Below are 24896 nucleotides of genomic sequence, written 5' to 3'. Positions count from 1 at the left end.
TCGCTGCGACCCGACCTGACAATTTGCACAGGTGCACACTGGGACTGGAATGGCGAGGCAGCGGACAATCGAGAGGAGAACCACGCCATGCCCGTGAACCGTCGTTTCCTGCTGGCCCGCAGACCACAGGGCGAACCCGTGCCGGACGATTTCGCACTCGTGGAGCAGGCCGTGCCCGTCCCGCCGCCCGGCGGCATCGTCGTGCGCAACCATTACGCCTCGCTCGATCCCGCGCAGCGCGGGTGGATGGATGACGTGGCAAGCTACATGCCGCCGATACCGCTGGGCGATCCGGTCCGCGCGACGACGGTGGGCGTCGTCCACGCGTCGAACAATCCGGACTTCGCGCCGGGGCAATGGGTGATGGGGCTGAACGCGCTGGAGGATTACTCGGTGGCGATGCCGGGCGGGTTCACCATGCCGATCGACATTGCAGCGGTACCTTCGCCCTCCAACTATCTCTCCGCACTGGGGGCGGTGGGGCTGACGGCCTATTTCGGCCTGCTGGAAGTGGCGCAGCCGCGTGAGGGGGAAACCTTGCTGGTTTCCGGCGCGGCGGGTGCGGTGGGATCGGCGGTAGGCCAGCTTGGCAAGATCGCGGGGTGCCGCGTGGTCGGCATCGCGGGCGGTGCGGAAAAATGCCGCCGCCTGATCGAGGATTACGGCTTCGACGCCGCCATCGATTACAAGGGCAAGGACCACGCCGCGCTGGTCGCCGCGATTGCCGAGGCGGCGCCGGACGGCGCGAACATCGTCTTTGAAAACGTCGGCGGACCGGTGCTGGAGGCGGAAGTGTTCAACCTGGCGCTCCATGCGCGGATCGTGCTCTGCGGGCTGATCAGCGAATACAATTCGGCGGAAAAGCAGGGTTTGCGGAGTCTCTGGCAAATTCTGACGCGGCGCGCGACGGTGCATGGCTTCCTGATCGCCGATTACGCCCATCGCTTTGCCGAGGGCGGCGCGCAGATGGCAAAGTGGCTGGCCGAGGGGCGGTTGCGTGCCGACGAAGATGTGCAGGAGGGGCTGGAGAACGCCTATGCCGCGTTCATGCGGCTGTTTTCGGGGGCGAATACGGGGAAGCTGGTGTTGAAGATCGTGTAAGTGCCTGTTGGGCGCGTGCCCACGCCAACATCAAATTACAAACACCATCGTCGCCCCCGCGCAGGCGGGGGCCCCGCTTCCTTCTGCAACCTTTCGCATGCCGCAAGAAAAGCGGGATCCCCGCCTTCGCGGGGATGACGAGGTGGGGTGCTGGGGGGCCTCGTTCATGCTCTCGCCACGCCCTCATCCACCCTTTCCCGCCCCCCTCGCGCACGCCTCTTTCAACCCGCTCAGCCTGAGCTTGTCGAAGGGCGCGCACGCCTCTTTCAACCCGCTCAGCCTGAGCTTGTCGAAGGCCCCCGCACCCCCGCACCACGCAAAAAAAAAGGCGGCGGACCCAAGGCCCGCCGCCAGCTCCATGCCGGAGGGTAAACGTCAGAACTGCACGCGCTTGGTATAGCCGCCGTCCACCACGACGTTTGTGCCGGTGGTGTAGGAAGAGGCGGCGCTGGCCAGGAACACGATGGTGCGGGCCACTTCTTCCGGCCCGCCCCAGCGGCCGAGCGCGAAGGCGGCCTCGGTCGCCTGATAGAGTTCGGGCATGGCCGCGCCGATCGCTTCCCAGTTGCCGCCGGGGAACTTGATCGGGCCGGGCGAAACGCAGTTCACGCGGATGCCCTGCGGGCCGACCATCTGGCTGAGCTGGCCCGAATAGGCGATCAGCGCCGCCTTCATGGCGTTGAAGGCCTGCGGCACGATGAAAGTCTCGGTGCCGGCGGTGGAGGCCATGATCACGACCGCGCCGGAGCCGGACTTCTCCAGATACGGCAGCAAAGTCTCGCAGCCGAGCACGGTGCCTTTGATGTCGGCGGCGAAACACGCCTCCCAGTCGCCGGTCGCGCCGGAGCCGGAGGCGCTGGCGCCGGGGACGAACACGTCGCAGCCGCCCAGCCGGTCGGCGGCGGATTTCAGCCATTCGACGTAAGCGCCGTGGTCCAGCATGTCGAACGCCTCACCGATCACGATGCCGCCGTGGCGCGCCAGCGACTCCACCGTTTCGACCACTTGCTCGGCATTGCGCGAGAAGAACGCGATGTCGCAGCCTTCGGCGGCGAAGATCTCCAGCGCGGCGCGGCCGATGCCGCGGCTGCCGCCGGTGAGAATGACTTTCTTGCCCTTCAGTCCAAGATCCATGGCTGCCTGTTCCTCTGCCTTCGCGCGTTGTTTTCTGCGTCGGTTGTCGCCGCTCCAAGGCGCGGGGGCCACTCCTATTTTGGTCAGGAACGGCGCATCCATCGGCGTGGTACGCCCCCGCTGATAGAGACGGGAGACGATGATGGGACGACTGCAAGGCAAGCGCGCCGTGATTCTGGGCGCGAGCAGCGTGGACAACATGGGCCAGCACATCGCCCGGCGCTTTCTGGCCGAAGGCGCGCGCGTGCTGGTATCGGGGCGCAAGGAGGCGGTTCTGGCCGACTTTGCCGCGCAAAATGGCTGCGAATGGGCCCCGTGCGACCTCACCGACGAAGGGAGCGTGGAGGCGCTGGCCGAGGCGGGCGTGGCGAAACTGGGCGGCATCGACATTGCCCTCAACGCCACCGGCTGGGGGCTGCTGAAGCCGTTCCTCGACACCACGCACGAAGATGTGATGGCGATGACGATGCTGCAGTACGTCGGGCCGTTCCACTTCTTCCAGTCGATGCTGCGGCGCATGGCGCGCAGCCGGGGCGGGCAGGGTGGCTCGATCATCCAGATCAGTTCGGCCACGGCGACGATCATGCTGGACGATCACGCCGCCTACATGGGCACCAAGGCGGGGACGGACCACGTGATCCGCTGCGTCGCCAACGAGTTCGGGCGCGAAGGCGTGCGGGCGAACTCAATCTCTCCGGGGCTGACCGATACGCCGATGACGGCGGATGCCAAGCAGGTTCCCGGGCTGTTCGATGCGTTTCTGGCCGGCTATCCGCTGGGCCGCATCGGCACCTCCGACGATATCGCCGCCGCCGCCGTCTGGCTGGCCAGCGACGAATGCTTCATGACCGGCGAGAACCTGCAAGTGAACGGCGGCCTGACCCTGCGGCGCAATCCGATGAAGAGCGAGATCGATGCGGCCATAGCTTCGTCATCCCGGACTTGATCCGGGATCGCTGGCAAGTCTTTAGGTACGCGGGCGGGGTATTGACGCCCTGCCGAAAGGTGGGCTGTTCATGGACAGCGGTCCCAGCTTTCGCTGGGATGACGTTATTGTTTTGGACGTCTTTCCCTGATCCTCACGGAACCAGCAAAGCCCGCACATCCTCGCGCAACAAATCCTTCCGGACTTTGCCCGAGGCGGTGCGGGGGAAATCCTCGCGGAACTCGAACCGCTCCGGAATCTTCTGCCTGGCCAGCCCGCTCGCGGCGACATGGGCGGCCAGGTCTTCGCCCGATACCGCCCCAATCGCGATCACATAGGCGCAGACGCCTTCGCCCAGGCGCGCATGGGGCATGGCGACCACGGCGGCCTCGCGCACCAGCGGATGGCCGTGAAGCACGTCCTCAATCTCCTTGGCGGAGATGTTTTCGCCGCCCCGGATGATCAGGTCCTTCTTGCGGCCGGTCACCGTGATCGCCCCCTCGGCTGAGCGCGTGCCCAGATCTCCGGTACGGAAGAAACCATCCGCCGTGATCGCCTCCCGCGTCTGCTCCGCGTCGGCATAGCCCAGCAACATGCCCGGCCCGCGTGCGAGGATTTCGCCTTCCCGGCCATCGGGCAAGTCGCGGTCCTCGCCGTCGACGATTCGCACTTCGTAATCGACCACTTTGCCGTCGGTGACGGCGGCAAGCGCCTCGTCACGCGGCCAGCCGAACGTCACCAGCGGCACTTCGGATGCGCCGAAGACGCGGAAGGCACGGCACTGGGCGAAGGCGGCATTGGCGGCGGGGATCAGGTCAGCGGGCACAGCCGCACCGCCGCAGGCGAAGAACCGGAACGTGGGCAGCGGATTGCCCGCCGCGCGCGCTGCCGCTGCCAGCTCCACCAGAAAGGGCGTGGCGGCGACCGTGCCGACCAGCGCATGCCGGTCGATCAGGGCCAGCGCCTCGGCCGCGTTCCAGCTTTCCATCAGCACGGTACGCGTGCCGCAGACGAAGGGCGCCTCCAGCCCATTGGCATAACCCGAAACGTGGGTGACGGGGGAGGGCATCAGCGTCGCCTCCCCGGGCGCAAGGCCCCAATGCGCGGCGCTTTCCCGCAGGATGCGCGCGATGGAAACGTGGCTGTGCAGCACGCCCTTGGGCCTGCCTGTCGTGCCCGAGGTGTAGAGCACCATCTTCACGCCCAGCGGATCGACGGCGGGCCGGGCGAAAGCAAGGCCGCGCCCTTCCGCGACGAGTGCAGCGTAGTCGTCGTCGCCCTCTCCACGCACAGTGAAGACATGCCGCAAGTCCGGCAGGTCGGCCCCGATCCGCGCGGCCATGGCGGCATAGTCGAACTTGCGGAACGTGGCGGGCACGAACAGCGCGGCGGCGCGGCAATCGGCCAGCATTTGCGCCACTTCCCGGTCGCGGTAGATCGGCACGATGGGATTGACGACCAGCCCGGACATCGCGGCGGCCAGATTGATGACCATCGCCTCGCGCCAGTTGGGCACCTGAAAGGCCAGCACATCGCCGGGCCGCAGCCCGCGCGTGTGGAGCGCGGCCGAAAGCGCCTCCGCATCGGCCAGCGCCTCGGCGCGGGTCACGGTGACTTCGCCGTCGATCAGCGCCACGAAATCGGGGGCCGCCTCGGCCAGCGCCTGTGCCTGCTGGGCGATCGTGCGTTCGTCCCACACGCCGGTTTCGGCATAGGCGGCCAGGTGCGGCGGCGGCGTTTTCAGCCACGCCCAGGGGCTGTCATTCCTCTCCATCATCGCCGATGACTGCCCTTGCCGAAGCGCGCGGCCAACTGGCCAAAGTGCCAAGCCTGAGGATGGACATTCGCAAGACCTATCACCTTGCGCAGGTTGCCGCCATCCGCGCACGGGCACAGGATCACCGGCGATAACGATGCGGGAGAGGACCGAGTGGACCGCGTAAAGCACATTGGCGACGTTGCCGAGATCATGCTCGATTACGTCGAGAACAAGAAGACTTTCCAGACGGACCGGACATTCAAGGTCCCCACCGCAAGCTATACCGACAAGGACCAGTACAAGGCCGAGATGGAGTTGGTGTTCAAGCGCGTGCCGCTGATGCTGGCCTTCACTGCGGAAATGCCGAATCCCGGCGATTACAAGGCGATGGAGGCCGTGGGCCTGCCGGTGCTGATCACGCGCGACAAGGAAGGGAAGGTCCGCGCGTTCCTGAACGTCTGTTCGCATCGCGGCGCGCCGGTCGCGGCCGAAGGGCATGGCAATTGCGCGCGCTTCACCTGCAAGTACCACGCCTGGACTTACGCGGCGGACGGCCGCCTGCTGGGCATTTCGGAGGCGAGCACCTTCGGGCAGGTGGACAAAGCCGAGATGGGCCTGCGCCAGCTTCCGTGCGAGGAACGCGCGGGCATGATCTTCGTCTGCCTGACGCCCAATGCGCCGATGGACCTCGACAATCATTTCCGCGGCTATCTTGAGGATTTCGAGGCGCTGGACTTCGCGAACTGGACTTATCTGGGCAACCGCACGATCGAGGGTGCGAACTGGAAGATCGCCTTCGACGGTTATCTGGAGGGTTATCACTTCCAGTCGCTCCATCCGGAAACGATCTTCCCGCGCACGCCGTCCAACTGCACGCATTACGAAGGCTTCGGCCCGAACATCCGCATCGGATTCCCCCAGCACTCGATTGCCGAGCAGCTGAAGGACGTGCCGCGCGAGGAATGGGGCAACAAGGAGAACTATGGCTACGATTTCGTGCGCATCTTCTTCCCCAACGTATCGATCTTCATCGCGCCCGAAATCACCCAGGTCGCCCAGCTTTTCCCGGGGCCCACGCCCGACCGCAACCGCACCGTGCTGAACTACCTCCGCCGCGATCCCGTGCGGGACGAGGCGGACCGCGAGGGGGTGGAAGCGGCGATGAACTTCTTCCGCGACGTGACCTATCAGGAGGATTACGTCATCGGGCTGGAGATCCAGAAAGGCCTCGAATCAGGGGCGCATGACGAGCTTACCTTCGGTCGCAACGAAAGGGGCAACCAGTACTTCCACGAATGGCTGAACTGGTATCTGCAGGACGACGCCTCGCTGCCCGAACCGCAAATGTAAGGCGGACGGGACGGATGGCGCGCAAGCTTTCGCTGGCTTCGGGCGTGCTGCCCGAATTCGGCGCGGTGGACGTGGTGGAGGCCGGCGCGGCGACGGGGTTCGACGCGGTCGGCCTCTGGATCGACCCGGCGGAATGGACCGCGCAGCATAGCCGCGATACCCGCGCGGCACTGGCGCGCACCGGAATTCCGGTGCTCGATGTGGAAGTGGTGTGGATCAAGCCCGATTCCGCGCTCGACGATCATCGCAAGGTGATCGACGTGGGCGCGGACCTCGGCGCGGGGAATGTGCTCTGCGTCTCGTCCGACCCCGATCATGGCGCGACGGCGGCGAAATTGGCCGCGCTCTGCCGCCATGCGGAGGGTTCGGGCATGCGGGTGGCGCTGGAATTCGGCATTTTTACCGAGGTGAAGAACTTGGCGCAGGCGCTGGGGGTGATCGGGCAAGTCGATCATCCGCTGGCGGCCGTGCTGGTCGATGCGATCCATGTCGATCGTTCGGGCACGCGCGTGGCGGAGATCGCCGCCATCGATCCGGCGCTGCTGCCTTATGCCCAATTCTGCGATGCGCGCGCCGCGCGGCCCGATCCGGACGATTTCGCCGCCGTGATTACCGATGCGGTGGACTTGCGCGAACAGTGCGGGGAGGGGGCGCTGCCTTTGGCGGCGTTGCTGGAAGCGCTGCCGGCCGACGTGCCGCTGTCCATCGAATTGCGCTCTGCCGCACTGCGCGAGGCTTTCGCCCATCCGGTGCTGCGCGCCAAGGCGGTACTGGATGCCACGCGCGGCTGGCTGGATACCCTGGCGTGACCGTCACCGTAGTCACCTTGCTCAAGCGCCGCAAGGGCATGAGCCGCGAGGATTTTCGCATCTATTACGAGACCCATCACCGCCGCATCGGCGAGCGGGTGCTGGCCGGCTATGCCACGCGCTACGTCCGGCGCTACCTCACGCCGACCGACGGCGTGGACCAGATCTGCGACGCCGATGTGGTGATGGAAATCGACTTTCCGGACGAAGCCACCCGCGATGCCTGCTTCGCCGTGCTTGCCGATCCCGCTACGCAGGCGATGATCGCGGAGGATGAGGAACGGCTGTTCGATCGCGAACGGATCCGCACGTTCGGCGTCAGCGAGGCGGCCTCCGTTCTAGGCTAGGGCGCTTGGACGGATTCGGGCCGTCCGCGAGCGCCGACTTTGCGGACGTTGCGATTGGGGGGGTAATCCGGCAACTTCACTCAATGATTCACGTGTTTTTTTCCTCCGCTGCAGGCACACTACGGCAAATACTGAACGAGCGAGGCCAGGAGGATCGCATCGCTCATTTTGCCGACACGCTCGATTGGGGCCCAATCCAGACCGAAGACTTTGCTGATCGCGAGAGGTGGTTCGATCAGTTCGCACCCTTTGATTTTGGCGAATGCAACTGGCTCAGTGAAGGCGCGTCTAAGTTTAGGCAGAAAATCGCAGCCGATCCCGAACGCTTGATTTGGATTTCCCCCCGCTGCCCGCAGGATCTTTCTGGCCTACACTGGTTCTTGGCGCAGTTTGGCGGCGCTGGCTCTCAGATGATAGTCGCGGATTACCCGTTCAAGGGAACAAGGCACGCTGAGCCTCCTTTGCGCCTCAGTCAATTACGAGACCACCAGATCGCCGAGCTACTTGATCACTGCCCCCGCAAAGCGTGGAATGCCTCACACTATCCAGAAGATCGATGGCACACTTTAATGATGGAAGGGGCGCACCTACGTATCGTAGATAGCGGTATTCTCAGGAGCGAAGGGGCAGACTATTTTGATCAATTCTTGCTCGAACGCTGTCCGGCCGATTGGTTAAAGGCCCATCGCATTGTCGGTGATGCGCTGGGCGACATTTGGGACGTTGGGCATAGTCCCGATCCAGGGTTTCTATTTTGGCGACTTCGCGAGCTGATCGAGAAAGGTACAATACAGAGCGAGGGCGAATTAAAACTGTTCGGCGATCCACGATGCGAGGTGAAGGTTCGACGGTGACATCACGCCGATCGTCCGCTTCCCCACCGAAAGCCGTCCTTCCAACCCCGCTCAGGCTGAGCTTGTCGAAGCCCCCTAGGCTGGGCCCTGCGGTTCTCCATGCTTCGACAAGCTCAGCCTGAGCGGGGTGGGTAGGGTGATGGCAACTCACCACCCATCCCAGCCATCAGATGACGTTGAATTTGTCCGCGCGGACTAGTCCCCCTTCAATCTTCCCGCGCATCCATCGTCGTATATTCGCGGCGGGTGAACAGCCATTGCCCGTCGATCCGCGCCAGTTCGTCGGCATAGCGGCCGCGCAGGCGCATGGTCTTGCCGCTGGCGGGATCGTCGAACAGTTCCGATGTGTAGGAGACCGCCGTGGCGCGATCGCCCTCCACTCGGATCGTGCCGGGATGGGCGACGTAGATCATCGGCCGCCCGCCCGAAAGGCCGTAGCGCTTCATCGATTCCACCCATGCCGCGACGATGGCGGGCTTGCCGGTGTAGCCGCCCAGATCGGGGAATTCGGGCAGGGCCCAGAAGGCGTCTTCCGCCCATGTCGCGGCCCAGACTTCGGCATCTCGTGTCATCACCCCGTGGGCGTAACTATCCAGCAGTTCGCGGATCAGGATGCGGTCTTCCAGCGGTCCGGTGAAGGCCATGCGCGGGGTATCTCCTGCCTATTCAGTAAGGATGGGGTTCGCCGTTCCACTTGTAGAACCCGCCGGACATCGCGGGCGTCAGCCGCCCGGCAAGTTCGGCGATGCCGGCCGCGCTTTCCTGCGGCGTGAGGTCCGCCTGCGGCCCGCCCATGTCGGTCTGCACCCAGCCGGGGTGGACGCTGATCGCGATGATCCCGCGATCCTGCGTGCCCAGCGCGACCGAGACCACCAATCGGTGCAGCGCTGCCTTGGAGGCGGAGTAGGCCTCGTACCCCGGATAGGGCCAGGTAGAGGCGCCGACCTGGCTGCCGAAGCACACCACTTTCGCGCCCGGCTTCAGGCGCGGCAGGAAGGCCTGGAACACGCGCATCGGCCCGTTGACGTTGACGTTGAAGACATCGAGCCAGTCCGCGAAATCGGCGCTTTCCAGTTCCGAGGTCACGCTGCCCGATACGCCCGCGACGTTGTAAAGCAAATCGATCGCGCCATCGCCGGTATCCGCCGCACCGGCCGTTACCGAGGCGTCGTCCGCCACGTCCATGGCGTGCAGGGTGACGAGGCCGCCCGAAGCGGCAGCGATGTCCCGCAAAGCCGTCGCCCGCCCCGGATCGCGCAGCAGGGCGAACACGCGGTCCCCCTTCGCCAGATGCAGCTTGACGAGTTCGAGCGCGATGCCGCGCCCCGCACCGGTGATTGCCACGTTCGCCATCAGGGCTTCCTTCCTTCGATCCAGTCGTTCAGCACTTCGTGGAAGAAGCGCACGCGGGTTTCCTGCGCCGGCAGGTAAGCGTCGGTATAGCCGCGCGAATGCATGCCTGCCTGCATCCCTTCGGCCAGTTCCATGTCCTGGTAGACGATCTGCCCGGCCAGCTCGGGAATGCCCCGGCCCCCGTCGAAATCGCGGTGTTCGCAGGCGGCCGCCTCACGCAGCGGGCGGGGGCCCGCCATCACCGATTCCACCACATCCTGCCCGGCCACCGGGAAGGCCATGCACCATAGATCGAAGAAACATTTCTCCGGATCTTCGGGATGCGGTTCGGACCGGAACAGCACCAGGTTGTCCGGCAGGAAGCTGATCGTCACATTCGGGAAGATCACCGTGTGCGGGCTGTCGGTAATCTCCTCCTCATCCATGTGTTCGTAATGGAGATAGCCGCGCGCCTTCCAGTCGCGCTTCTTCGCGGCCTTCAGATCCAGCCAGCCCTGCATCGCCATGTCCTCGTAAGAGGCATAGCCGTCCGGATCGATGCCCCAGTGCTGCAGGATCAGCTTGTAGGGATGCGGCAGGTCGTCCGGCAGCCGGTCGGACAGCGAGGGGCGCATCGGCTGCACCGTGCGCCCGTGCCCGGCGGGCCACATCTCGTGCCGGGCGGTGTCGACGTCCTGATCGATCCACGGCGGCACTTGCGGATGTGCGGTGCGGGTGTGGTAGCTTTCGGAGAAGTTGTCGGTCACGAACTTCCAGTTGGCATTCAGCGCGATGCGATACCACGCGACGCGGACGGCGGTGTCCATCGGATAGCGCGCGTAGACGTCGGGCAGGGGGGCCAGATATTCGAGGAGGCCCGGCCCCTCCTTCGCCATCGTGTACCAGACGAAACCGCCCCAGCTTTCGCAGCGAAGCTCCTTTAGCGAGAGCTTGCCGCAGGGGCTGCCTTGCGGGAAATCGCCTTCGTCCTGAACCTGGATAAGCGCGCCATCCAGCGCATAGCGCCAGCCGTGGTAGGGGCAGGAAATCGTGTCGACAGAGGACATGCCGCGCACCAGCCGCATGCCGCGATGGGCGCAGGAATTGTAGAAGGCGCGGACGGAGCCGTCCTCCTGCCGGATCGCGATCACCGATTCCTTCATGAAATCATGCACCATGAAGTCGCCGGCTTCCGGAATGTCGGCCAGGCGCCCGGCGATATGCCAGATGCGGGTCCAGAGCCCGTCCCATTCCTTCTGCGCGAAATCGCGGGCGTAGTAGCGGTCCCCCGTGATCGGATCGCCGCGCAAGTTGCCGGGATCGCGGCCGTCGAGCGGCGCCATGGCCTCCGCAGGCTTGTTCATGCCGGTACGTCTCCCGTTCTGTCCTGTCTTTTTCGAGTCTTCTGCCGCAAGTCTGGGGGCGGGGCAGGGGCGGGGCACCTGTCACTTGTGCGAGAAAGCCGGACGCGCTGCCGGTTTTCTTTCAGCTGCACTCGTTCAGATCCTGCATGGTGCGCGCGGCGAAACGGCGCAGGCGGTCCATCCGGTCTCCATCGCCGAAGATCGGCCGGTGCAGCAGCATGCCCATGTGCATGGCGCTGGTGAAATCGTGCGCCAGTTTCAGGTTCTCCCAATCGTCGCGCCACTGCGGGAAAGCCTCGATCATCTCACTCATCCAGATTTCGTCGTAGCGGCGGGCGACCGGGGCGAAGATCGCCGCCAGTTCGCCATCGGTGCGCGCGGCGACCGCGAGTTCCAGCCAGGCCGCATAATCGCGCGTCTGCACGGAGCGCCAGTGCGCCTCGCACGCCAGTTCGATCTTCGGTTCGCCGGCGCGGCGGGACAGCGCGTTCAGGTAATCGTCCAGAAAGGCGCGCATCCGGTGATAGACCGCGTGGTCCAGCACGGCCGCCACCAGCGCCATGCGCGAAGGGAAGTGGTGGTGCATGGCCCCGCGCGAAACGTCGCAGCGGGTGGCGACGGCGGCGGTGGTAAGGCCGGGATAGCCATGCTCGACCAGACAGTCGATCGCGGCCGAGACCAGCCGCTCACGCATCCGCGCGCTCTTGCGCTGCTGCCACTTGGCCGGCGGCTCGGCGTGGATTTCCGGGGCCAGGGCGCCCAGGATGCGGTCCTGAAGGGTCTCGCTGTTCATGGCCTCTCCTTGGCGGGAAGGCTGCCTGCCAATGCCGTCCAGCGCCACCTAGCCTTAGTCGCAGGTGAGGAAGATCGCCGCCTCATACCATAAAACCGGCAGGTGAGTCGGTTTCCGATTTGCCGGACCCTCAAGACACGCCGCGAAGCGTGCAGGGGCGGAGAGGAAGGCAGACCATGACCGAGGCGCAACTGGCGCAGGAATTCGATCTCGCGGCCGAAGTGCGCGATCTTGCCGCGCGGCGCGATATTGCCGAAGCCGCGCACCGCTACATGCGCGGGCTGGACCGGCTGGACGCCGCGCTGCAGCGCCGGGCCTTTCACGACGATGCCGTGGTGGACTGTGGGCTGATGCAGGGCAGCGCCGATGAGTTCGTGGCCTTCTGTCAGGACTTTCTGGGCACCATGGAGGCGACGCATCACCTGCTGGGCCAGCACCGCATCGAGGTTTCGGGAGAGACCGCGCGTGGAGAGGCCTATTTCCAGGCCTGGCACGGCGTGCGCGAAGAGGGCGGCGGCGTGCGGGACCTGTTCGTCGCCGGGCGATATCTTGACGAATATGCCTGCCGGAACGGCGAATGGCGCATCACCGCGCGCCTGCTGGTGACCGACTGGGTCAAGGACGATCCCGGCTCACTCGATTTCTTCGCCGCAAACCCCGGCGTCGTGCGCGGCGGCCGTCGCGGCAGCGATCCCAGCGACATCGACTCCAGCCAGACAGGAGCACGTTCATGAACGTTCAGAGCAAGGTTTCCCGCTACTCGCAGGAATTCGATCCGCCGGTGCGCGGGGACACGATCACCGCCGACCGCTACATCTCCAAGGAGTGGATGGCGGGTGAGATGAAGAACCTCTGGCCCAAAGTCTGGCATCTGGGCGGCGTGCTGGCCGATCTGGAGGAGCCGGGCGACGTGATCCGGCACAACTTCGGCAAGGAATCGGTGATCATGGTGCGGCAGGAGGACGAGTCCATCCGCGCCTTCTACAACTCCTGCCCGCATCGCGGGAACCGGCTGATCCTGGCCGACGTCACCAGCGTGCCGCGCATCACCTGCGGTTATCACAACTGGACCTATGACCTCGACGGCACCTTGATCAAAGTGCAGGACCCGGACGATTTCGAGGGCGGCAGCCCCTGCGGCAAAGTCCACCTCTCCGAACTGCGGTGCGAGACCTGGGGCCCCTTCGTGTTTTGGTGCATGGACGACGATGTCGCCCCGCTGCACGAATGGCTTGCGCCTTTCCCGGAGCGCCTGGCCGGCTACGGCATCGACAACTGGGTACGCGTGCTGAACCTCTCGGCCGACTGCGAATTCAACTGGAAGATCATCCGCGACAATTTCAACGAGAGCTACCACCTGCCCACCATCCACCCGGAACTGGCGACCTTCATCAATGATGGGCTGCCGGATACGCTGTTCGAGATGTATCCGTCGGGCCACAACTCGATGTGGATGAAAGGCCATCAGGCCACGACCCGCGTCGACTATCACACTACCGAAGTGCCTGCGCCGCTGAACCAGATCGCCCAGGCCTGGGGCATCGACCCGGCCGATTATGCCGGCCATACCGGGGACTTGCGCGCGGCGGTGATCGAGGCGAAGCGGCGGCTGGGGCCGGAGCGGGGCTTTGCCAACTATGCGCAGATGAGCGACCAGCAACTGGTCGATTACTTCCACTGCACGCTGTTCCCCAACCTGACGCTGACCATGAGCCCGGAACAGCTGCAGGTGCTGCGCACCGAACCGCACCCCACCGATCCCGAGAAGTGCGTGTTCCAGCACTGGTGCCTCTATCCGCCGATCGCGGGCATGCGCGAGGTGGAAACGCCGGTGGGCACGGTGCCGCTGCGCCACGATGCCGTCGCGCGGCATTCGGTCTATGGCGACGGGGTCTCGCTGGGCTTCGTGGCGGATCAGGACTTGTCCATCGGCACCAGCCAGCAGCAGGGCCTCAATTCGCGCGGGTTCAAGGGCTGCATCCTGCCGGGTCAGGAAAAGCGCGTGCAGCGCTTCCACGAATTGCTGAACGACATGGTGCAGGGGTGATCCCTTGCCCTATCGAGGATCGGCTGGCGATCCAGGACCTGATAGTCGCCTATGCGCACGCCGTGGACAGCCTGCATGACATCGACGGGATATGCGATGTTTTCGTGGAGGATGCGGTGTTCGACCTTTCGGGCATCGGCTTTCCCAGCCTTGTCGGCCGCGCCGCGATCGGGACATTCTTTGAGAATACCTTCGCGTCGATGGCCGCCCATGCGCATTACCTGACGAACTTCGCGATCACCGCCTATGAGGGCGACCGGGCCTCCATCCGTGCTTATGTGATCGGCATGGGGAAGTACCGGGCGGGCGGCGGGATCACCGTCCACGGGCGGTATTATTTCGACGTGGTGCGCACGGCGGCGGGGTGGAAGGCGGCGCGTTACACGATGGACTTCTTGATCCCGCCGGAAGGGTGAGGGGGCGCGAAGCCGTCCGTGAGCCGCTGACCGGCACACGCGGCACCCCACGCTCCACACAGCCCCGCAAACCAAAACCTCGTCGCCCCCGCGAAGGCGGGGGCCCCGCTTTCCTTCGCGCCACGGCTCAAGAACAAGCGGGATCCCCGCCTTCGCGGGGATGACGAGAAGGGGCGGGGAGTCGTCGCGCAGGCCCTACAACGTCACCCCGAAAATCTCCTTCCGGGGCCAGCCTTCCTCGTCATAAACCGGCTCGATCCCGGCCACCGAATAGATCTGCACCGCAAAACCCGTCAACTCGTATTCGCCCAGATGCGCGCGCATCGCGGCGTAGGAGGAATGCGCGAAGTGGCCCAGCAGGTCGCGCTCGCTGTCCCATTCCTCGTAGACATGGATCACGCCGGGATCGAGCGGATCGACCGCCCAGTTGTAGGCCGTGCAGCCGTGTTCCTCCCGGCTGGAGGCGATGTGTTCGGCGCCGCCCCGGATGATGGCGGCGCAGAGGGCGTCGTCGCCCGCGAAGCGGAGCGTTCCGGCCACGATGATGCGCATTGGCGGTCCTTTCAGGCGATCGGCCGGATCAGCGGCGTCTCGTGGATTTCCAGGATTTCGAAGACGTTGCCGAAGAAATCCCGGCAATAAGTGCCCGCATAGCCGTGCTTGGTGCCGTCCGCGTCGGTGGTGATCGTCGCCAGTTCGGGCGGGGCGTGGACCGGCAGCCCGGCCGCCACGATCCGCTCGTGAACGGCGGCAAGGTCCTGCACTTGCAGGGCGATATGCGTGTAGCCGTATTCGTTGACGCCCCGGCGCGGATCCTGCGGCTGGCTCTGCTTCGGCGCGGTATATTCGAAGCACTCGATCTGCACATTGCCCAGCCGGCAGAAGAACTGTTCCGCCGCGCTGCCTTCCAGCCCGACGATCTGGTCGATGAAGGGATTGTCCGCCCAACGCAGCGGCTCCACTTCCTCCACCGCGCCCAGGATATCGAGGTAGAAGTGCCGCGCCTTGGCCAGATCGGGCACCGAAACGCCGATGTGGTGGATGCCGATCACGCCGGGGAGGGTGCCGCTCATGCCGCTACCGTGCTTTCCGCGCCGACATTGCGCTGCGCCGCGTGCCGGCCGGCAAGGTAGCCGAAGACCATGCCCGGCCCCAGCGTGCCGCCGCCGCCGCCGTAAGTCATGCCCATCATCGACCCCATGGCATTGCCTGCCGCGTAGAGGCCCTCGATCGGCTTCAGGTCCACGTCCAGTACGCGGCCGAGCGTGTCCGTCTTCGGCCCGCCCTTGGTGCCCAGCGCGCCGGACTTGACCTCGGCCGCGTAGTAGGGGCCGCCCTCGATCTTGCCGAGCGTGGCCTCCTTGCGGCCCTTGCGGTCGGGATCGCCCCAATAGAGGTCGTAGTAGCTGTCACCCCTGCCGAAATCCGCGTCCTTGCCGGTGTCGACCATCTTGTTCCAGCGTTCGACCGTGGCCTCCAGCGCGCCTTCCGGAATGCCCAGCTTGTCCGCGAGTTCGGCAAGGGTATCGCCGCGCGCGATCCAGTCGGCGGGTTCGCGCTTGTGCTCGCCGTCGCCCACGCCGATCAACTGCGTGTCGAGGAAGCCCCACTTGTCGTAGAACGTCTGGTTGAACAGGCACCAGGCCGGAAGATTGGCCCAGGAGCAGGAATTGAGATCCTGCACATGGAACGCCGCGCCGAAGGCGTTGTAGTTCGCCGCCTCGTTGGTGAAGCGCTTGCCCGTGCGATTGACCATGATGGTGCCGGGCAGCGTCCGTTCCCCGGTGAACAGCATCCGGCCCATTTCGTTGAGCGGGGCCTCCACCACCGGCATCCACCACGCTTCCCGCATGGAGGAGAGCATGGCGCCGGCCTTCATCGCCATGCGCAATCCGTCGCCGGTATTGGTGCGGATCGAGACGGGGGAGGTCAGCGGGCCGCGCAGGAAGGCGGCCTTGAACGCCTCGTTATGTTCGAAGCCGCCGGTTGCCAGCATGACGTTGGGCGCGTCGATCAGGGTGCCGTCGTCCAATTCCACGCCCTTGGTTATGCCGTCCTCGATCCGCAGTTCCTTGCCGCCGGTGCCCAGCAGGAACTCCACGTCCCGGTCCAGACAGCCGCGCAGCAGGCGGCCGACAAGGGCGTGACCCAGCCCGCGCTCGTCATTGTCGGCCCGGCGCTTGGCCTCGGCAGGGTCCAGCGGATCGGGCACGGCCTGCGCCAGCGAGGTTTCGCCCACGGTGAAGTAGACGTGCGGCCAGTAATAGGGGGAGACCTCCACCCGGTCCCGCCATTCGCCGAGGTCACCATAGGGATAGACCGCGCATTCCAGCGTGCGCCCCCCGCGCGATGCGGCGCCGGGCTGTTCGGGGTGGTAGTCCGGGAAATCGGGCACCACCATGAACTTCACCGGCGTGCGGCCTTCCAGGAAGGCCACCATCTCCACCCCGCCGTCGATATAGGCTTCTGCCATCTGCGGCTCGATCAGCCCGTTGGACATGGAGGCGAGGTAGGTCAGCGCCTTTTCGCGGCTGTCTTCCTTGCCGAAGGCCTGCTGGTGCGGGTTGCAGGGAATCCAGATCTGCCCGCCGGACCACGCCGAAGTGCCGCCCAGCTTCTGTCCTTTTTCGACCACGAGAACTTTCGCGCCATGCTCGGCCGCGGTCAGCGCAGCCGTCAGCCCCGCCGCGCCCGAACCGAGCACGACGAGATCGTATGCCTTGTTGCTCATTGTCTCTCTCCCGATGGCCTCTTCAGGGCCTCATGAAATCAGACCTGACTAAAGCCTCCGTCCATCACGAGTTCGTCGCAGGTCATGAAACTGGATGCCTCGCTGGCAAGGAAGACCACGCCGCCCGCCATTTCCTCCGGCCGGCCGAGGCGGCCGATGGGGTGGGTGGTGTTCATCGCCGCCAGCGACGCCTCGCGCGAGGGCGAGGCGCCGAGTTCGACGTAGCGGTCCATGATCGATGCCAGCATCGGCGTCTCGATCCCGCCGGGGTGCACCGAATTGACGCGGATGTTGTACTTCAGCGCCGCGAATTCGGCGCCCAGGCACTTGGACAGCATCTTGATCGCCGCCTTGCTGACGCAATAGGCCGCATTGAACGCCGCACCGCGCAGGCCGCCGACGCTGGAGAAGTTGATCACCGAAGCCCCGCCTTTGCGCGCCTTGCCCCCGGCCTTCAGCAGATCGAGCAGGATCTGTGTGCCGATGATGGCGGAATCGACGTTGATGGCGTTTATCCGGTGAAATTCGGAAAGCGGCGTATCCTCGAACTTGGTGACGATCGAGAAGCCGGCGTTGTTCACCAGCACGTCCAGCCGGCCGTAGCTTTCCCGCACCAACGCTTCCACCGCGCGCCAGTCCGCATCGCTGGTGACATCGTGCTTCAGATAGTGGTCGGCGCCTTCGATCGCGGCACTGTCCTTGAGGTCGGTGGCGATTACGGTGGCGCCGGCGGCCCTCATGGCCTTCACGATCTCGCGCCCGATGCCGCCGGCGGCTCCGGTGACGACGGCGATGGTGTCGGGAAGGGCGCCGGGTGAAGGTGCGGTCATGCTGCGTGTTCCTCTATGTCTTCGGTTGCGCCCTGCGCGCCGGGGGCTTCGACAAGCTCAGCCTGAGCGGGAATGGGGGGATCGAACAAGGTCCGCTTGGGCGTATCTAGCAAGCGCTGCTCCCGCTGAATGGGACGGGGCGTATTAAGCAAACCCCGCTCACCCTGAGCTTGTCGAAGGGTCAGGCCGGACCGTGGGCCCTCAGCAAACAGGGCGCCACGCATCGTCACTGCGCGGTCCAGCCGCCGTCGACGACCAGTTCCGCGCCGGTCATGTAGGAACTGTCGCTGGAAGCGAGGAAGAACACCGCGCTGGCGAGTTCGGACGGTTCGGCCAGCCGGCCCATCGGCGTCTTGCCGGACATCAGATCCACCAGATCCTGCGGCTTTTCCGCAACGCCCTTGTCCACCCAGCGCTGGAAGCCTTCCTTCAGCAGCGGCGTCATCACGAAGCCGGGATGCAGCGAATTGGCGCGGATCGGCATCTGCTTGCCGGCGAATTCCAGCGCGATGGACTTGGTGAACAGCCGCACCGCGCCCTTGCTGGCGTTGTATCCGGAAACCTCGCTCATGCCGACAAGGCCCATGATCGAACTGACGTTGATGATCGAGGCACCGCCCGCCACTTCCGCGCCACTCGCCGCCATCAGCGGCACGAACGTGCGCACGCCCAGGAACACGCCGTCGACATTGATGCTCATGATCCGCCGCCAGCCTTCCAGAGAGGTTTCGGCGACCGGGCCGGTCAGGTCGATGCCCGCGTTGTTGACCAGGATGTGCAGCTTGCCATGCCGCTGGGTGACTGCATCCAGCACTGCCTGCCAATCCTGCTCGCTGGTGACGTTGGCCTGCACATAGCTGGCCGCCTGACCAAGCCGGCCGAGTGTCTCGCCCACAAGCGCGCTGTCCTGCGCCTCCAGATCGGTCAGCACCACTTCCGCGCCTTCGGCCAGAAAGCGCTCCACGCAGGCCAGCCCGATGCCGCGAAGACCGCCCGAAACCAGCGCCACGCGGCCCTTCAGCCGCTGCGAACCCAGATCGCTCATACGCCCATCATCCCTGCCGTGGTTGCCCCGTCGATCACGTATTCGCTGCCGGAGACGAACTGCGATTCGTCCGATGCGAACCACGCCACCAGCCCGGCGATCTCGTCCACTTGGGCCATGCGGCCCAGCGGCGACATGCCTTCGTAGGCGGCGCGCGTGGCCGCCGGATCGCCGGAAGTTTCGATCAGGTTGCGGATCATCGCGGTCTCCACCACGCCGGGCAGGATCGCGTTCACGCGAATGCGGTACTTGCGGTTGCCCGCGTGGACCGCCGCCGATTTCACCAGCGCGACGACTGCCGCCTTGGACACCGAATAGGCCACGAAATTGCCCATCGCCCGATGCGCGTTCATGGAGGAATTGACCAAGATCGATCCCGCCGCGCCGTCCGGGTTTTTGGCCATCAGCCGCATCGCGTGCTGCACGGTGAGCATCGCGCCGGTCTGGTTGACGCCGATGACGTTTTCCCAGCCCTCCAGCGTGATATCCTCCACGCTGCCGTCGCCGTGCTCGGTCCCGGCATTGGCGAAAGCGAAGTCCAGCCGGCCGTAGTCGGCGGCGATCCGGGCGGAAAGCGCATCCCAGGCGGCGCCGTCGCGCACGTTGTGGCTGACGAATTCGGCCCCGGTCGCGGCGCAGACTTCGTCCGCGGCGCTGCGGTTGGATCCGGTGAATATAACGCGCGCGCCTTCCGCGCAGAGCCGCCGTACCGCACCCGCGCCGATGCCGGACGTGCCTCCGGTGACCAGCGCCACCTTGCCTTCAAGCCGCTTCACGGCATTCTCCCGTCTTATGCGTTGTTTTCGAACATGGCCGATCTTCGCCGGGGGGCAACCTATGATTAGAGCAAGGTGACTTCGCCTTCCCACCGGTCCAGACATGCCCCAAACAGGGAAAAACGAAACAGGTTGGGAGACCTTGGACCGATGGCCGAACGTGACCCCGAATTGGGCTCTACGCTGGGAGAAGACCGCAGCGAGGGCATCAGCTGGGCCGAACTCATGGCGCAGGATTCGCGGGCGGCCCCCGCGATCCTGACGCAGGAGAGCTACACTTATCGCGGGTCCGACCCGATCCCCGCCACCCGCTACACCAGCGCCGAATTCGCGAAACTGGAGCGGGAGCGGATGTGGCCCTACGTCTGGCAGTTCGTCGCGCGGGAGGAAGACCTGCCGGAGCCCGGCGACTTCATCGTCTATGAGAACGCCGGGCGGTCCTACCTGGTCAGCCGGCAGGACGATGGATCGATCCGCGCCATGCACAACGTCTGCCTCCATCGCGGCCGCAAGCTGCGCACGGAGGAAGGCCATGCGGACAAGTTCGTCTGCCCGTTCCACGGCTTCGCCTGGAAGAAGGACGGCAGCTTCGATTCCATGCCGTGCCAGTGGGACTTTCCGCATCTGGCCGAACAGAACCTCGATCTGCCGGAGGCCGAAGTCGGGCGCTGGGCGGGCTACGTCTTCATTCGCGAGGAGAAGGGCGGGCCCAGCCTGGAGGAATTCCTGGCCCCGCTGCCCGACCATTTCAAGCGCTGGCGGCATGAGGAATGCGCCAGCGTCATGCGCGTGGCCAAGGAAGTGCCGGCCAACTGGAAAGTGGTGATGGAGGCTTTCATGGAGGCTTGGCACACCATCGTCACCCACCCGCAACTGTTGCCGTTCACCGGCGATTCCAACGCCGCCTACTGGACCTGGGGGGACAATGTGAACGTCAACCTCGTCCCCTTCGGCGTGATGAGCCCGCATATCGAACAGGGTCAGGGAGAGCAGTGGATCGTCGACGAGTTCATCAAGTACAACGGCCGCTCCGGAGACAATTACGAGGGCGAGGCTTCGGCCAATCCCATGGCGATCCGGGTGCCCGAAGGCGTCACCGCCCGCGCCGCGCTGGGTGCGGCGATGCGTGCGGCTTATACCGAGAGCACTGGTTACGACCATGCCGAGGCGACCGACGCGGAACTGCTGGACGCGCTAGTTTACAACGTCTTCCCCAACTTCGCGCCTTGGGGCGGGTACATGCCCAACATCGTCTACAACTGGCTGCCAGGTAAGACGCCGGACACTTGCGTGATGGAAGTGCGCATTCTGGCGCGCATTCCCAAGGGCCAGCCGATCCCGCGCGGCGCGCCGCTGAAGATGCTGCGGCTGGACCAGAAGTGGACCGAGGCGCCGGAGCTGGGCATTCTGGGCGACGTGTTCGAACAGGACATGGACAACCTGCCCTTCGTTCAGGAGGGGCTGCATGCCTCGAAGACGGGCAAGGTGAATCTGGGCAACTATCAGGAAATCCGCATCCGCCAGTTCCAGGATACTTTGATGAAGTACATCGACGGCGAACTGGGCAAGACCACGCCCGAAGGGATGGCCTGACCGCATGAGCGAAACCGCTGAAAGCCGCCCGCCGCGCATCGACTGCGTGTTGATCTGCGGCGGGGTCTGGCACGACATGGACTTCGCCCGGCTGGAACTGCTGAAGCTTCTGGCCGAGGATCCTTCGGTGCGCACCCGCGTGTTCGAGGATTACGAGAACCTCGACGCGATCCGCTCCGCCCATGTGCTGATCACTTATACCTGCGACGTTACGCCCTCACTGGCGGCGCAGGAGGTGCTGCGCGACTGGCTTTCCGCCGGCGGGCGCTGGTATGCGCTTCACGGCACCAATTCGGTGCTGCGCCTATTGGAAAACGGACTCTGGGACGCGCCGCGCTGGGCGCCGCTGTTCATGGACCTGCTGGGCAGCCAGTTCGTCAGCCATCCGCCGATCGCGCCCTATACGGTGACGGTGGCCGATCCCGGCCATCCGCTGGTGGAAGGCATCGAACCGTTCGAGACGACCGACGAACTTTACCACATGGAATGCCACGGCGAGTTGCACGTGCTGCTGGAAACCGAATGCGCCGAAGAAGGCACCGGCTTCGTGGAGGCGGCTGACGCCATCGGCACGCATCCGGTGATGTACATCAAGCGTCACGGCAAGGGCGCGGTGCTTTACAACACGCTCGGCCATTGCCGGGGGCATTACGACCTTCAACCGATGCTGGATTGGTGGCCGACCGTGGACCGCTGTGCCTGGGATTTGCCGGTGTTTTATGAACTGCTGCGCCGAGGGATCGGCTGGATCAAGCAGCGGGAGGGGTGAGGTTGTAGAAAGGAAGCGGGGCCCCCGCCTTCGCGGGGGCGACGGGTGTTTTGGCGGGGCGGATTCCAATATCGAGGCAATTGCCCGTTTTGGATACAGCACATCCGATCAAAAACCCCTTCGTCGCCCCCGCGCAGGCGGGGGCCCCGCTTGTTCTTCTCCCCCCGCTTCAATTCAACAACCGCGCATAGCGATCCAGCGCTGCCTCCGGCCCCTCCGGCCAGCGGGAGAGCACCAGCAACCGCTTGTGGCCCGCGCCGATGGCCAGTTCGTCGGTCACGCCCATGCCGCCGTGGAACTGCACCATCTCATGCGCCAGCACGATCGAAGCCTCGCTGATCCACGCCCGCGCGCCGCTCACCGCTTCGGCAAAGCGGTCGCCGCCCCAGGAGACCAGCGCCAGGTTCAGCAGCGCCCGGCTCTGCTCGATGGCAGCATATTGCGCCACCATGCGGTGCTGGATTGCCTGGAACGAGCCCAGCGCCGCGCCGAACTGGTCGCGCGTGCGGACATAGTCCAGCGTGTCGTGGAACATCCGCTCCATGATGCCCAGCGCTTCGGCGCAGCGGGCCAGCGCGGCGACCTGTTGCGCCTCCTCGATCGCGGCAAGGCCGCCATCCAGCCGGTGACTTTCGGGTACGGAGACGCCTTGCAGAATCAGCGAGGCGGCAATCGACCCGTCCGCCAGCGGCCACTCGCGTCGGCACAGGCCAGGTGTGTCGGCAGGCACGAGGAATAGCGCAACGCCCTCCGCATCCGTGGGCGTACCGGACAGGCGGGCGGAGACGAGATAGCCGTCCGCCCCGCCGCCGGCGATGGAGTAGGGCTTCACCCCGTCCAGCCGATAGCCGCCGTTATCGGGCACGGCTGTGGTCTCCACCCATGCCATCCCGTCCCGTGCTTTCGCTTCGGCGTGGGCGAGGGCGAGGCGTTTTTCGCCGGTGAGCAGCCCGTCCAGCCATTCGTCCCGCAGCGCCTCGGGCGCGGTCAGCGCGAACAGGCGGCCGGCGAGCACGGACGCTTCCGCCAGCGGCTCCACCACCATGCCGCGACCCAACGCCTCGAACACCGTGGCGATGCCGGTGGCGTCGAGGCTGAGGCCGCCCAGTTCTTCCGGAAACGGCGCCGCAATCAGGCCCAGTTCGCCCAACAGCGCCCAGTTCTTGCCCGAAAACCCGCTCGGTTCCGCCAGGAACGCGCGGCGCGTGGTGTGGTCGTAAGTATTGGTGACGAAGCGCTCGGTCAGCGCCTTGAGCATTTCCTCGTCTTCGCTGAGATCGAAATTCACATGCCTCTCCCGTCTGTCACACGGGTGTAGCACCTGCCGTGGGACCATCTCCGCTGGGCAAAAGGCTAGTGTGTAAAAGGCTAGGGCAGAACGAGCCGTTTTTCGGCTTTCGGACAATTGTGCACCCCGGCGGGACGCGTTACGCTCTGTCCCAAGAGAGGAAAAACATGTCGCTGTTGTCACAGGAAAACATAGACGCCGTGCGCGTCTCTTCGCCGGCTGACATCCGCCCGGCGGCGGAGGCTCTGCACAAGATCGCCATGGACCTCGGGTACCGGGCCGCGCCGGCGCATGACATTGCCGACAAGCGTACCCCCGTCGATGGCGAGGGCAAGGTGCTGGCCATCGAAGTATTCGGCTGGGGCGATGACGAGCGGGTGTGGTGGCGCAATTCGCGCATTGCGCTCGATTCCCCGCTGACGACGGCTTGCCGCTTCGAAAGCCAGCCGTTCTGGGCCAATGCGCAGGGCTTCCGCACGCGTGAGCCGAACGCCTACCTGCAGTCGATCGACATCGCCAATTTCGAACAGCGCGCCATGACCCGCGCCTGCATCGCAGTGCCGGTGCACCTGCCGTTCGGCCAGATCGGCGCGGTCAGCTTCAACCCGCTGGACAAGGACCGGACCGACCTATCGGAAGACTTCCTGCGCCTGTCGGACGCGCTGGGGCTCTATGCCCGCACCTTCATAGCGACCTATATTCAGGTGATGGGATCCACCCAGGCCCTGCCGCCGGAATCACGCCTGTCCAAGCGCGAAGTGGAGTGCCTGCGCTGGGCGGCGATCGGCAAGACCGATCTGGAAATCAGCATGATCATGTCCCGCAGCCGCGCCACTGTGCGCTTCCACATCCACAACGCGGCGACCAAGCTGAACGCGGTGAACCGCAGCCAGACCGTCTTCAAGGCAGCGCAACTGGGGTACATCTCGCTGCATAACTAGGGTCTGGGCTAAGGCAGTGTGAACGAGGCGGATGGCAGCGTGGCGAAATTTGCGCACGGAGGCGGACGTTCCGGACACGCCGACAAAGCGGTCATACAGTGAAGTGCGACGTATCACGAAAATTGGGCTTTGCTGCAAACGCCGCATTGTCGCAGTGCTGCGGCCTACGACAATCGAATACGATGAAATCAGAAGTCTCGAAATTGATTTCGGCATACCGATAAATTCGAGGATTTCGTCAATAATGGCTAGCATGGTTTTCCATACCTAACGCCTCGAAGATGGCGACTTCATTTAAGCAGGCCGTTAGCTTCCCCTCTATTTTTGATAATCTTCATATTCCCATGCAAAAAATTTTGCCAATATATTGGACGACTCCTCGAAAGTAGGCCGGTCAGATTTGGCGATGATTTTCTCGATGGAGTCCCTAATTTCGCGGGCATCGAACCGATTTACGATCAACATATGCCTTTTGCAAACCGGCCCCTCTCTATCGATGATGTGCATTAATCGCCTTACCGAACAGACGGCTACACTATAGTCATGTGTGCCGTCTTGATCGATGGGGCCAATTCTTAGATTAACATCTATAATAAAATTTTCGTCAATTTCTGGATGATAATCTTCCAATACCTGCCATCCATTAACGTCTATGTGTTTTAAAATTATGTTCATGTCATGGCCACCAATTT

At 64.7% G+C, this 24896-nt stretch carries 27 protein-coding genes; 13 read left to right on the top strand and 14 right to left on the bottom strand.

Annotated elements, in window-relative coordinates; genetic code table 11:
* Positions 1-87 precede the first annotated feature (87 nt).
* A complete protein-coding gene (locus ACZ1JC_RS05370) occupies positions 88-1101 on the top strand; it encodes an NADP-dependent oxidoreductase (RefSeq protein ID WP_465138957.1) in 1014 nt (337 codons plus the stop codon).
* A gap of 375 nt (positions 1102-1476) precedes the next feature.
* Here ACZ1JC_RS05370 and ACZ1JC_RS05365 read toward each other — a convergent pair whose 3' ends face one another.
* The gene (locus ACZ1JC_RS05365) at positions 1477-2235 is read right to left on the bottom strand and encodes an SDR family NAD(P)-dependent oxidoreductase (protein ID WP_465138958.1); all 759 of its coding nucleotides are present in this window, start codon (positions 2233-2235) and stop codon (positions 1477-1479) included.
* Between the two features lie 142 nt (positions 2236-2377).
* Here ACZ1JC_RS05365 and ACZ1JC_RS05360 point away from each other — a divergent pair, with 142 nt between their 5' ends.
* Positions 2378-3181 carry an SDR family oxidoreductase gene (locus ACZ1JC_RS05360; protein WP_465140287.1) on the top strand — a complete coding sequence of 268 codons (804 nt, stop codon included), beginning with the start codon at positions 2378-2380 and terminating at the stop codon, positions 3179-3181.
* Positions 3182-3314: 133 nt separating this feature from the next.
* On the opposite strand, the gene ACZ1JC_RS05355 is transcribed toward ACZ1JC_RS05360, so the two are convergent.
* Complete coding sequence (locus ACZ1JC_RS05355; RefSeq protein ID WP_465138959.1) at positions 3315-4937, bottom strand: AMP-binding protein; 1623 nt, start codon at positions 4935-4937, stop codon at positions 3315-3317.
* 5 nt (positions 4938-4942) lie between these two features.
* Between ACZ1JC_RS05355 and ACZ1JC_RS05350 the strand changes: the two genes are divergently transcribed.
* Genes ACZ1JC_RS05350 through ACZ1JC_RS05330 form a run of 5 tightly spaced genes read left to right on the top strand, consistent with a single transcriptional unit; the run spans position 4943 to position 8279 of the window.
* Positions 4943-5071, top strand: coding sequence for a hypothetical protein (locus tag ACZ1JC_RS05350; protein ID WP_465138960.1), 129 nt, complete (start codon positions 4943-4945; stop codon positions 5069-5071).
* A 19-nt stretch (positions 5072-5090) separates the two neighbouring features.
* Positions 5091-6269: an aromatic ring-hydroxylating oxygenase subunit alpha gene (locus tag ACZ1JC_RS05345; RefSeq protein ID WP_465138961.1), complete on the top strand. Its 1179-nt coding sequence runs from the start codon at positions 5091-5093 to the stop codon at positions 6267-6269.
* 14 nt (positions 6270-6283) lie between these two features.
* On the top strand, positions 6284-7078 hold the full coding sequence (locus ACZ1JC_RS05340) for a sugar phosphate isomerase/epimerase family protein (protein ID WP_465138962.1): 795 nt from the start codon (positions 6284-6286) through the stop codon (positions 7076-7078).
* Positions 7075-7425, top strand: a complete 351-nt coding sequence (locus ACZ1JC_RS05335; RefSeq protein WP_465138963.1) for an EthD domain-containing protein — start codon at positions 7075-7077, stop codon at positions 7423-7425. The genes ACZ1JC_RS05340 and ACZ1JC_RS05335 overlap by 4 nt, the downstream gene beginning before the upstream one ends.
* A gap of 5 nt (positions 7426-7430) precedes the next feature.
* Entirely contained in the window at positions 7431-8279 is an 849-nt protein-coding gene (locus ACZ1JC_RS05330) for a DUF3658 domain-containing protein (RefSeq protein WP_465138964.1), read from the top strand.
* Between the two features lie 206 nt (positions 8280-8485).
* On the opposite strand, the gene ACZ1JC_RS05325 is transcribed toward ACZ1JC_RS05330, so the two are convergent.
* The 4 genes from ACZ1JC_RS05325 to ACZ1JC_RS05310 form a co-directional block, all read right to left on the bottom strand.
* A complete protein-coding gene (locus ACZ1JC_RS05325) occupies positions 8486-8923 on the bottom strand; it encodes a nuclear transport factor 2 family protein (protein WP_465138965.1) in 438 nt (145 codons plus the stop codon).
* Between the two features lie 22 nt (positions 8924-8945).
* Positions 8946-9632: an SDR family oxidoreductase gene (locus ACZ1JC_RS05320; RefSeq protein ID WP_465138966.1), complete on the bottom strand. Its 687-nt coding sequence runs from the start codon at positions 9630-9632 to the stop codon at positions 8946-8948.
* A complete protein-coding gene (locus ACZ1JC_RS05315) occupies positions 9632-10975 on the bottom strand; it encodes an aromatic ring-hydroxylating oxygenase subunit alpha (protein WP_465138967.1) in 1344 nt (447 codons plus the stop codon). The genes ACZ1JC_RS05320 and ACZ1JC_RS05315 overlap by 1 nt, the downstream gene beginning before the upstream one ends.
* A 121-nt stretch (positions 10976-11096) precedes the next feature.
* Positions 11097-11768, bottom strand: a complete 672-nt coding sequence (locus tag ACZ1JC_RS05310; RefSeq protein WP_465138968.1) for a TetR/AcrR family transcriptional regulator — start codon at positions 11766-11768, stop codon at positions 11097-11099.
* Positions 11769-11944: 176 nt separating this feature from the next.
* Here ACZ1JC_RS05310 and ACZ1JC_RS05305 point away from each other — a divergent pair, with 176 nt between their 5' ends.
* From ACZ1JC_RS05305 to ACZ1JC_RS05295, 3 genes are read left to right on the top strand one after another with little or no spacing between them, the layout of a single operon-like run.
* Positions 11945-12502, top strand: coding sequence for a nuclear transport factor 2 family protein (locus ACZ1JC_RS05305; RefSeq protein ID WP_465138969.1), 558 nt, complete (start codon positions 11945-11947; stop codon positions 12500-12502).
* Positions 12499-13815: an aromatic ring-hydroxylating oxygenase subunit alpha gene (locus ACZ1JC_RS05300; RefSeq protein ID WP_465138970.1), complete on the top strand. Its 1317-nt coding sequence runs from the start codon at positions 12499-12501 to the stop codon at positions 13813-13815. Before ACZ1JC_RS05305 ends, ACZ1JC_RS05300 begins: the two co-directional genes overlap by 4 nt.
* Entirely contained in the window at positions 13812-14231 is a 420-nt protein-coding gene (locus ACZ1JC_RS05295) for a nuclear transport factor 2 family protein (RefSeq protein ID WP_465138971.1), read from the top strand. Before ACZ1JC_RS05300 ends, ACZ1JC_RS05295 begins: the two co-directional genes overlap by 4 nt.
* A 195-nt stretch (positions 14232-14426) precedes the next feature.
* Here ACZ1JC_RS05295 and ACZ1JC_RS05290 read toward each other — a convergent pair whose 3' ends face one another.
* The 6 genes from ACZ1JC_RS05290 to ACZ1JC_RS05265 form a co-directional block, all read right to left on the bottom strand.
* Complete coding sequence (locus ACZ1JC_RS05290) at positions 14427-14783, bottom strand: putative quinol monooxygenase (RefSeq protein WP_465138972.1); 357 nt, start codon at positions 14781-14783, stop codon at positions 14427-14429.
* Between the two features lie 11 nt (positions 14784-14794).
* A complete protein-coding gene (locus ACZ1JC_RS05285) occupies positions 14795-15304 on the bottom strand; it encodes a VOC family protein (RefSeq protein ID WP_465138973.1) in 510 nt (169 codons plus the stop codon).
* Positions 15301-16962 (bottom strand): FAD-dependent oxidoreductase, encoded by a 1662-nt coding sequence (locus tag ACZ1JC_RS05280; protein WP_465138974.1) that lies wholly within the window; start codon positions 16960-16962, stop codon positions 15301-15303. Before ACZ1JC_RS05280 ends, ACZ1JC_RS05285 begins: the two co-directional genes overlap by 4 nt.
* Positions 16963-17000: 38 nt before the next feature.
* Entirely contained in the window at positions 17001-17792 is a 792-nt protein-coding gene (locus tag ACZ1JC_RS05275; protein ID WP_465138975.1) for an SDR family NAD(P)-dependent oxidoreductase, read from the bottom strand.
* Positions 17793-18018: 226 nt separating this feature from the next.
* The gene (locus ACZ1JC_RS05270; RefSeq protein WP_465138976.1) at positions 18019-18837 is read right to left on the bottom strand and encodes a glucose 1-dehydrogenase; all 819 of its coding nucleotides are present in this window, start codon (positions 18835-18837) and stop codon (positions 18019-18021) included.
* Complete coding sequence (locus ACZ1JC_RS05265) at positions 18834-19613, bottom strand: SDR family NAD(P)-dependent oxidoreductase (protein WP_465138977.1); 780 nt, start codon at positions 19611-19613, stop codon at positions 18834-18836. The genes ACZ1JC_RS05270 and ACZ1JC_RS05265 overlap by 4 nt, the downstream gene beginning before the upstream one ends.
* A gap of 150 nt (positions 19614-19763) precedes the next feature.
* Here ACZ1JC_RS05265 and ACZ1JC_RS05260 point away from each other — a divergent pair, with 150 nt between their 5' ends.
* Both ACZ1JC_RS05260 and ACZ1JC_RS05255 read left to right on the top strand, forming a co-directional pair.
* Positions 19764-21206, top strand: a complete 1443-nt coding sequence (locus tag ACZ1JC_RS05260; RefSeq protein WP_465138978.1) for an aromatic ring-hydroxylating oxygenase subunit alpha — start codon at positions 19764-19766, stop codon at positions 21204-21206.
* 4 nt (positions 21207-21210) lie between these two features.
* Positions 21211-21975, top strand: a complete 765-nt coding sequence (locus ACZ1JC_RS05255) for a ThuA domain-containing protein (RefSeq protein ID WP_465138979.1) — start codon at positions 21211-21213, stop codon at positions 21973-21975.
* A 169-nt stretch (positions 21976-22144) separates the two neighbouring features.
* On the opposite strand, the gene ACZ1JC_RS05250 is transcribed toward ACZ1JC_RS05255, so the two are convergent.
* Entirely contained in the window at positions 22145-23263 is a 1119-nt protein-coding gene (locus ACZ1JC_RS05250) for an acyl-CoA dehydrogenase family protein (protein WP_465138980.1), read from the bottom strand.
* A 167-nt stretch (positions 23264-23430) separates the two neighbouring features.
* Between ACZ1JC_RS05250 and ACZ1JC_RS05245 the strand changes: the two genes are divergently transcribed.
* Positions 23431-24204, top strand: coding sequence for a helix-turn-helix transcriptional regulator (locus tag ACZ1JC_RS05245; RefSeq protein WP_465138981.1), 774 nt, complete (start codon positions 23431-23433; stop codon positions 24202-24204).
* Between the two features lie 318 nt (positions 24205-24522).
* Here ACZ1JC_RS05245 and ACZ1JC_RS05240 read toward each other — a convergent pair whose 3' ends face one another.
* The gene (locus ACZ1JC_RS05240) at positions 24523-24879 is read right to left on the bottom strand and encodes an Imm8 family immunity protein (protein ID WP_465138982.1); all 357 of its coding nucleotides are present in this window, start codon (positions 24877-24879) and stop codon (positions 24523-24525) included.
* Positions 24880-24896: the final 17 nt, after the last annotated feature.

Source organism: Sphingomonas sp. BL-S-28 (assembly GCF_055521515.1).
Note: the sequence above shows the minus strand (reverse complement) of the source record. Positions and strands in the feature narration are given on the sequence as shown.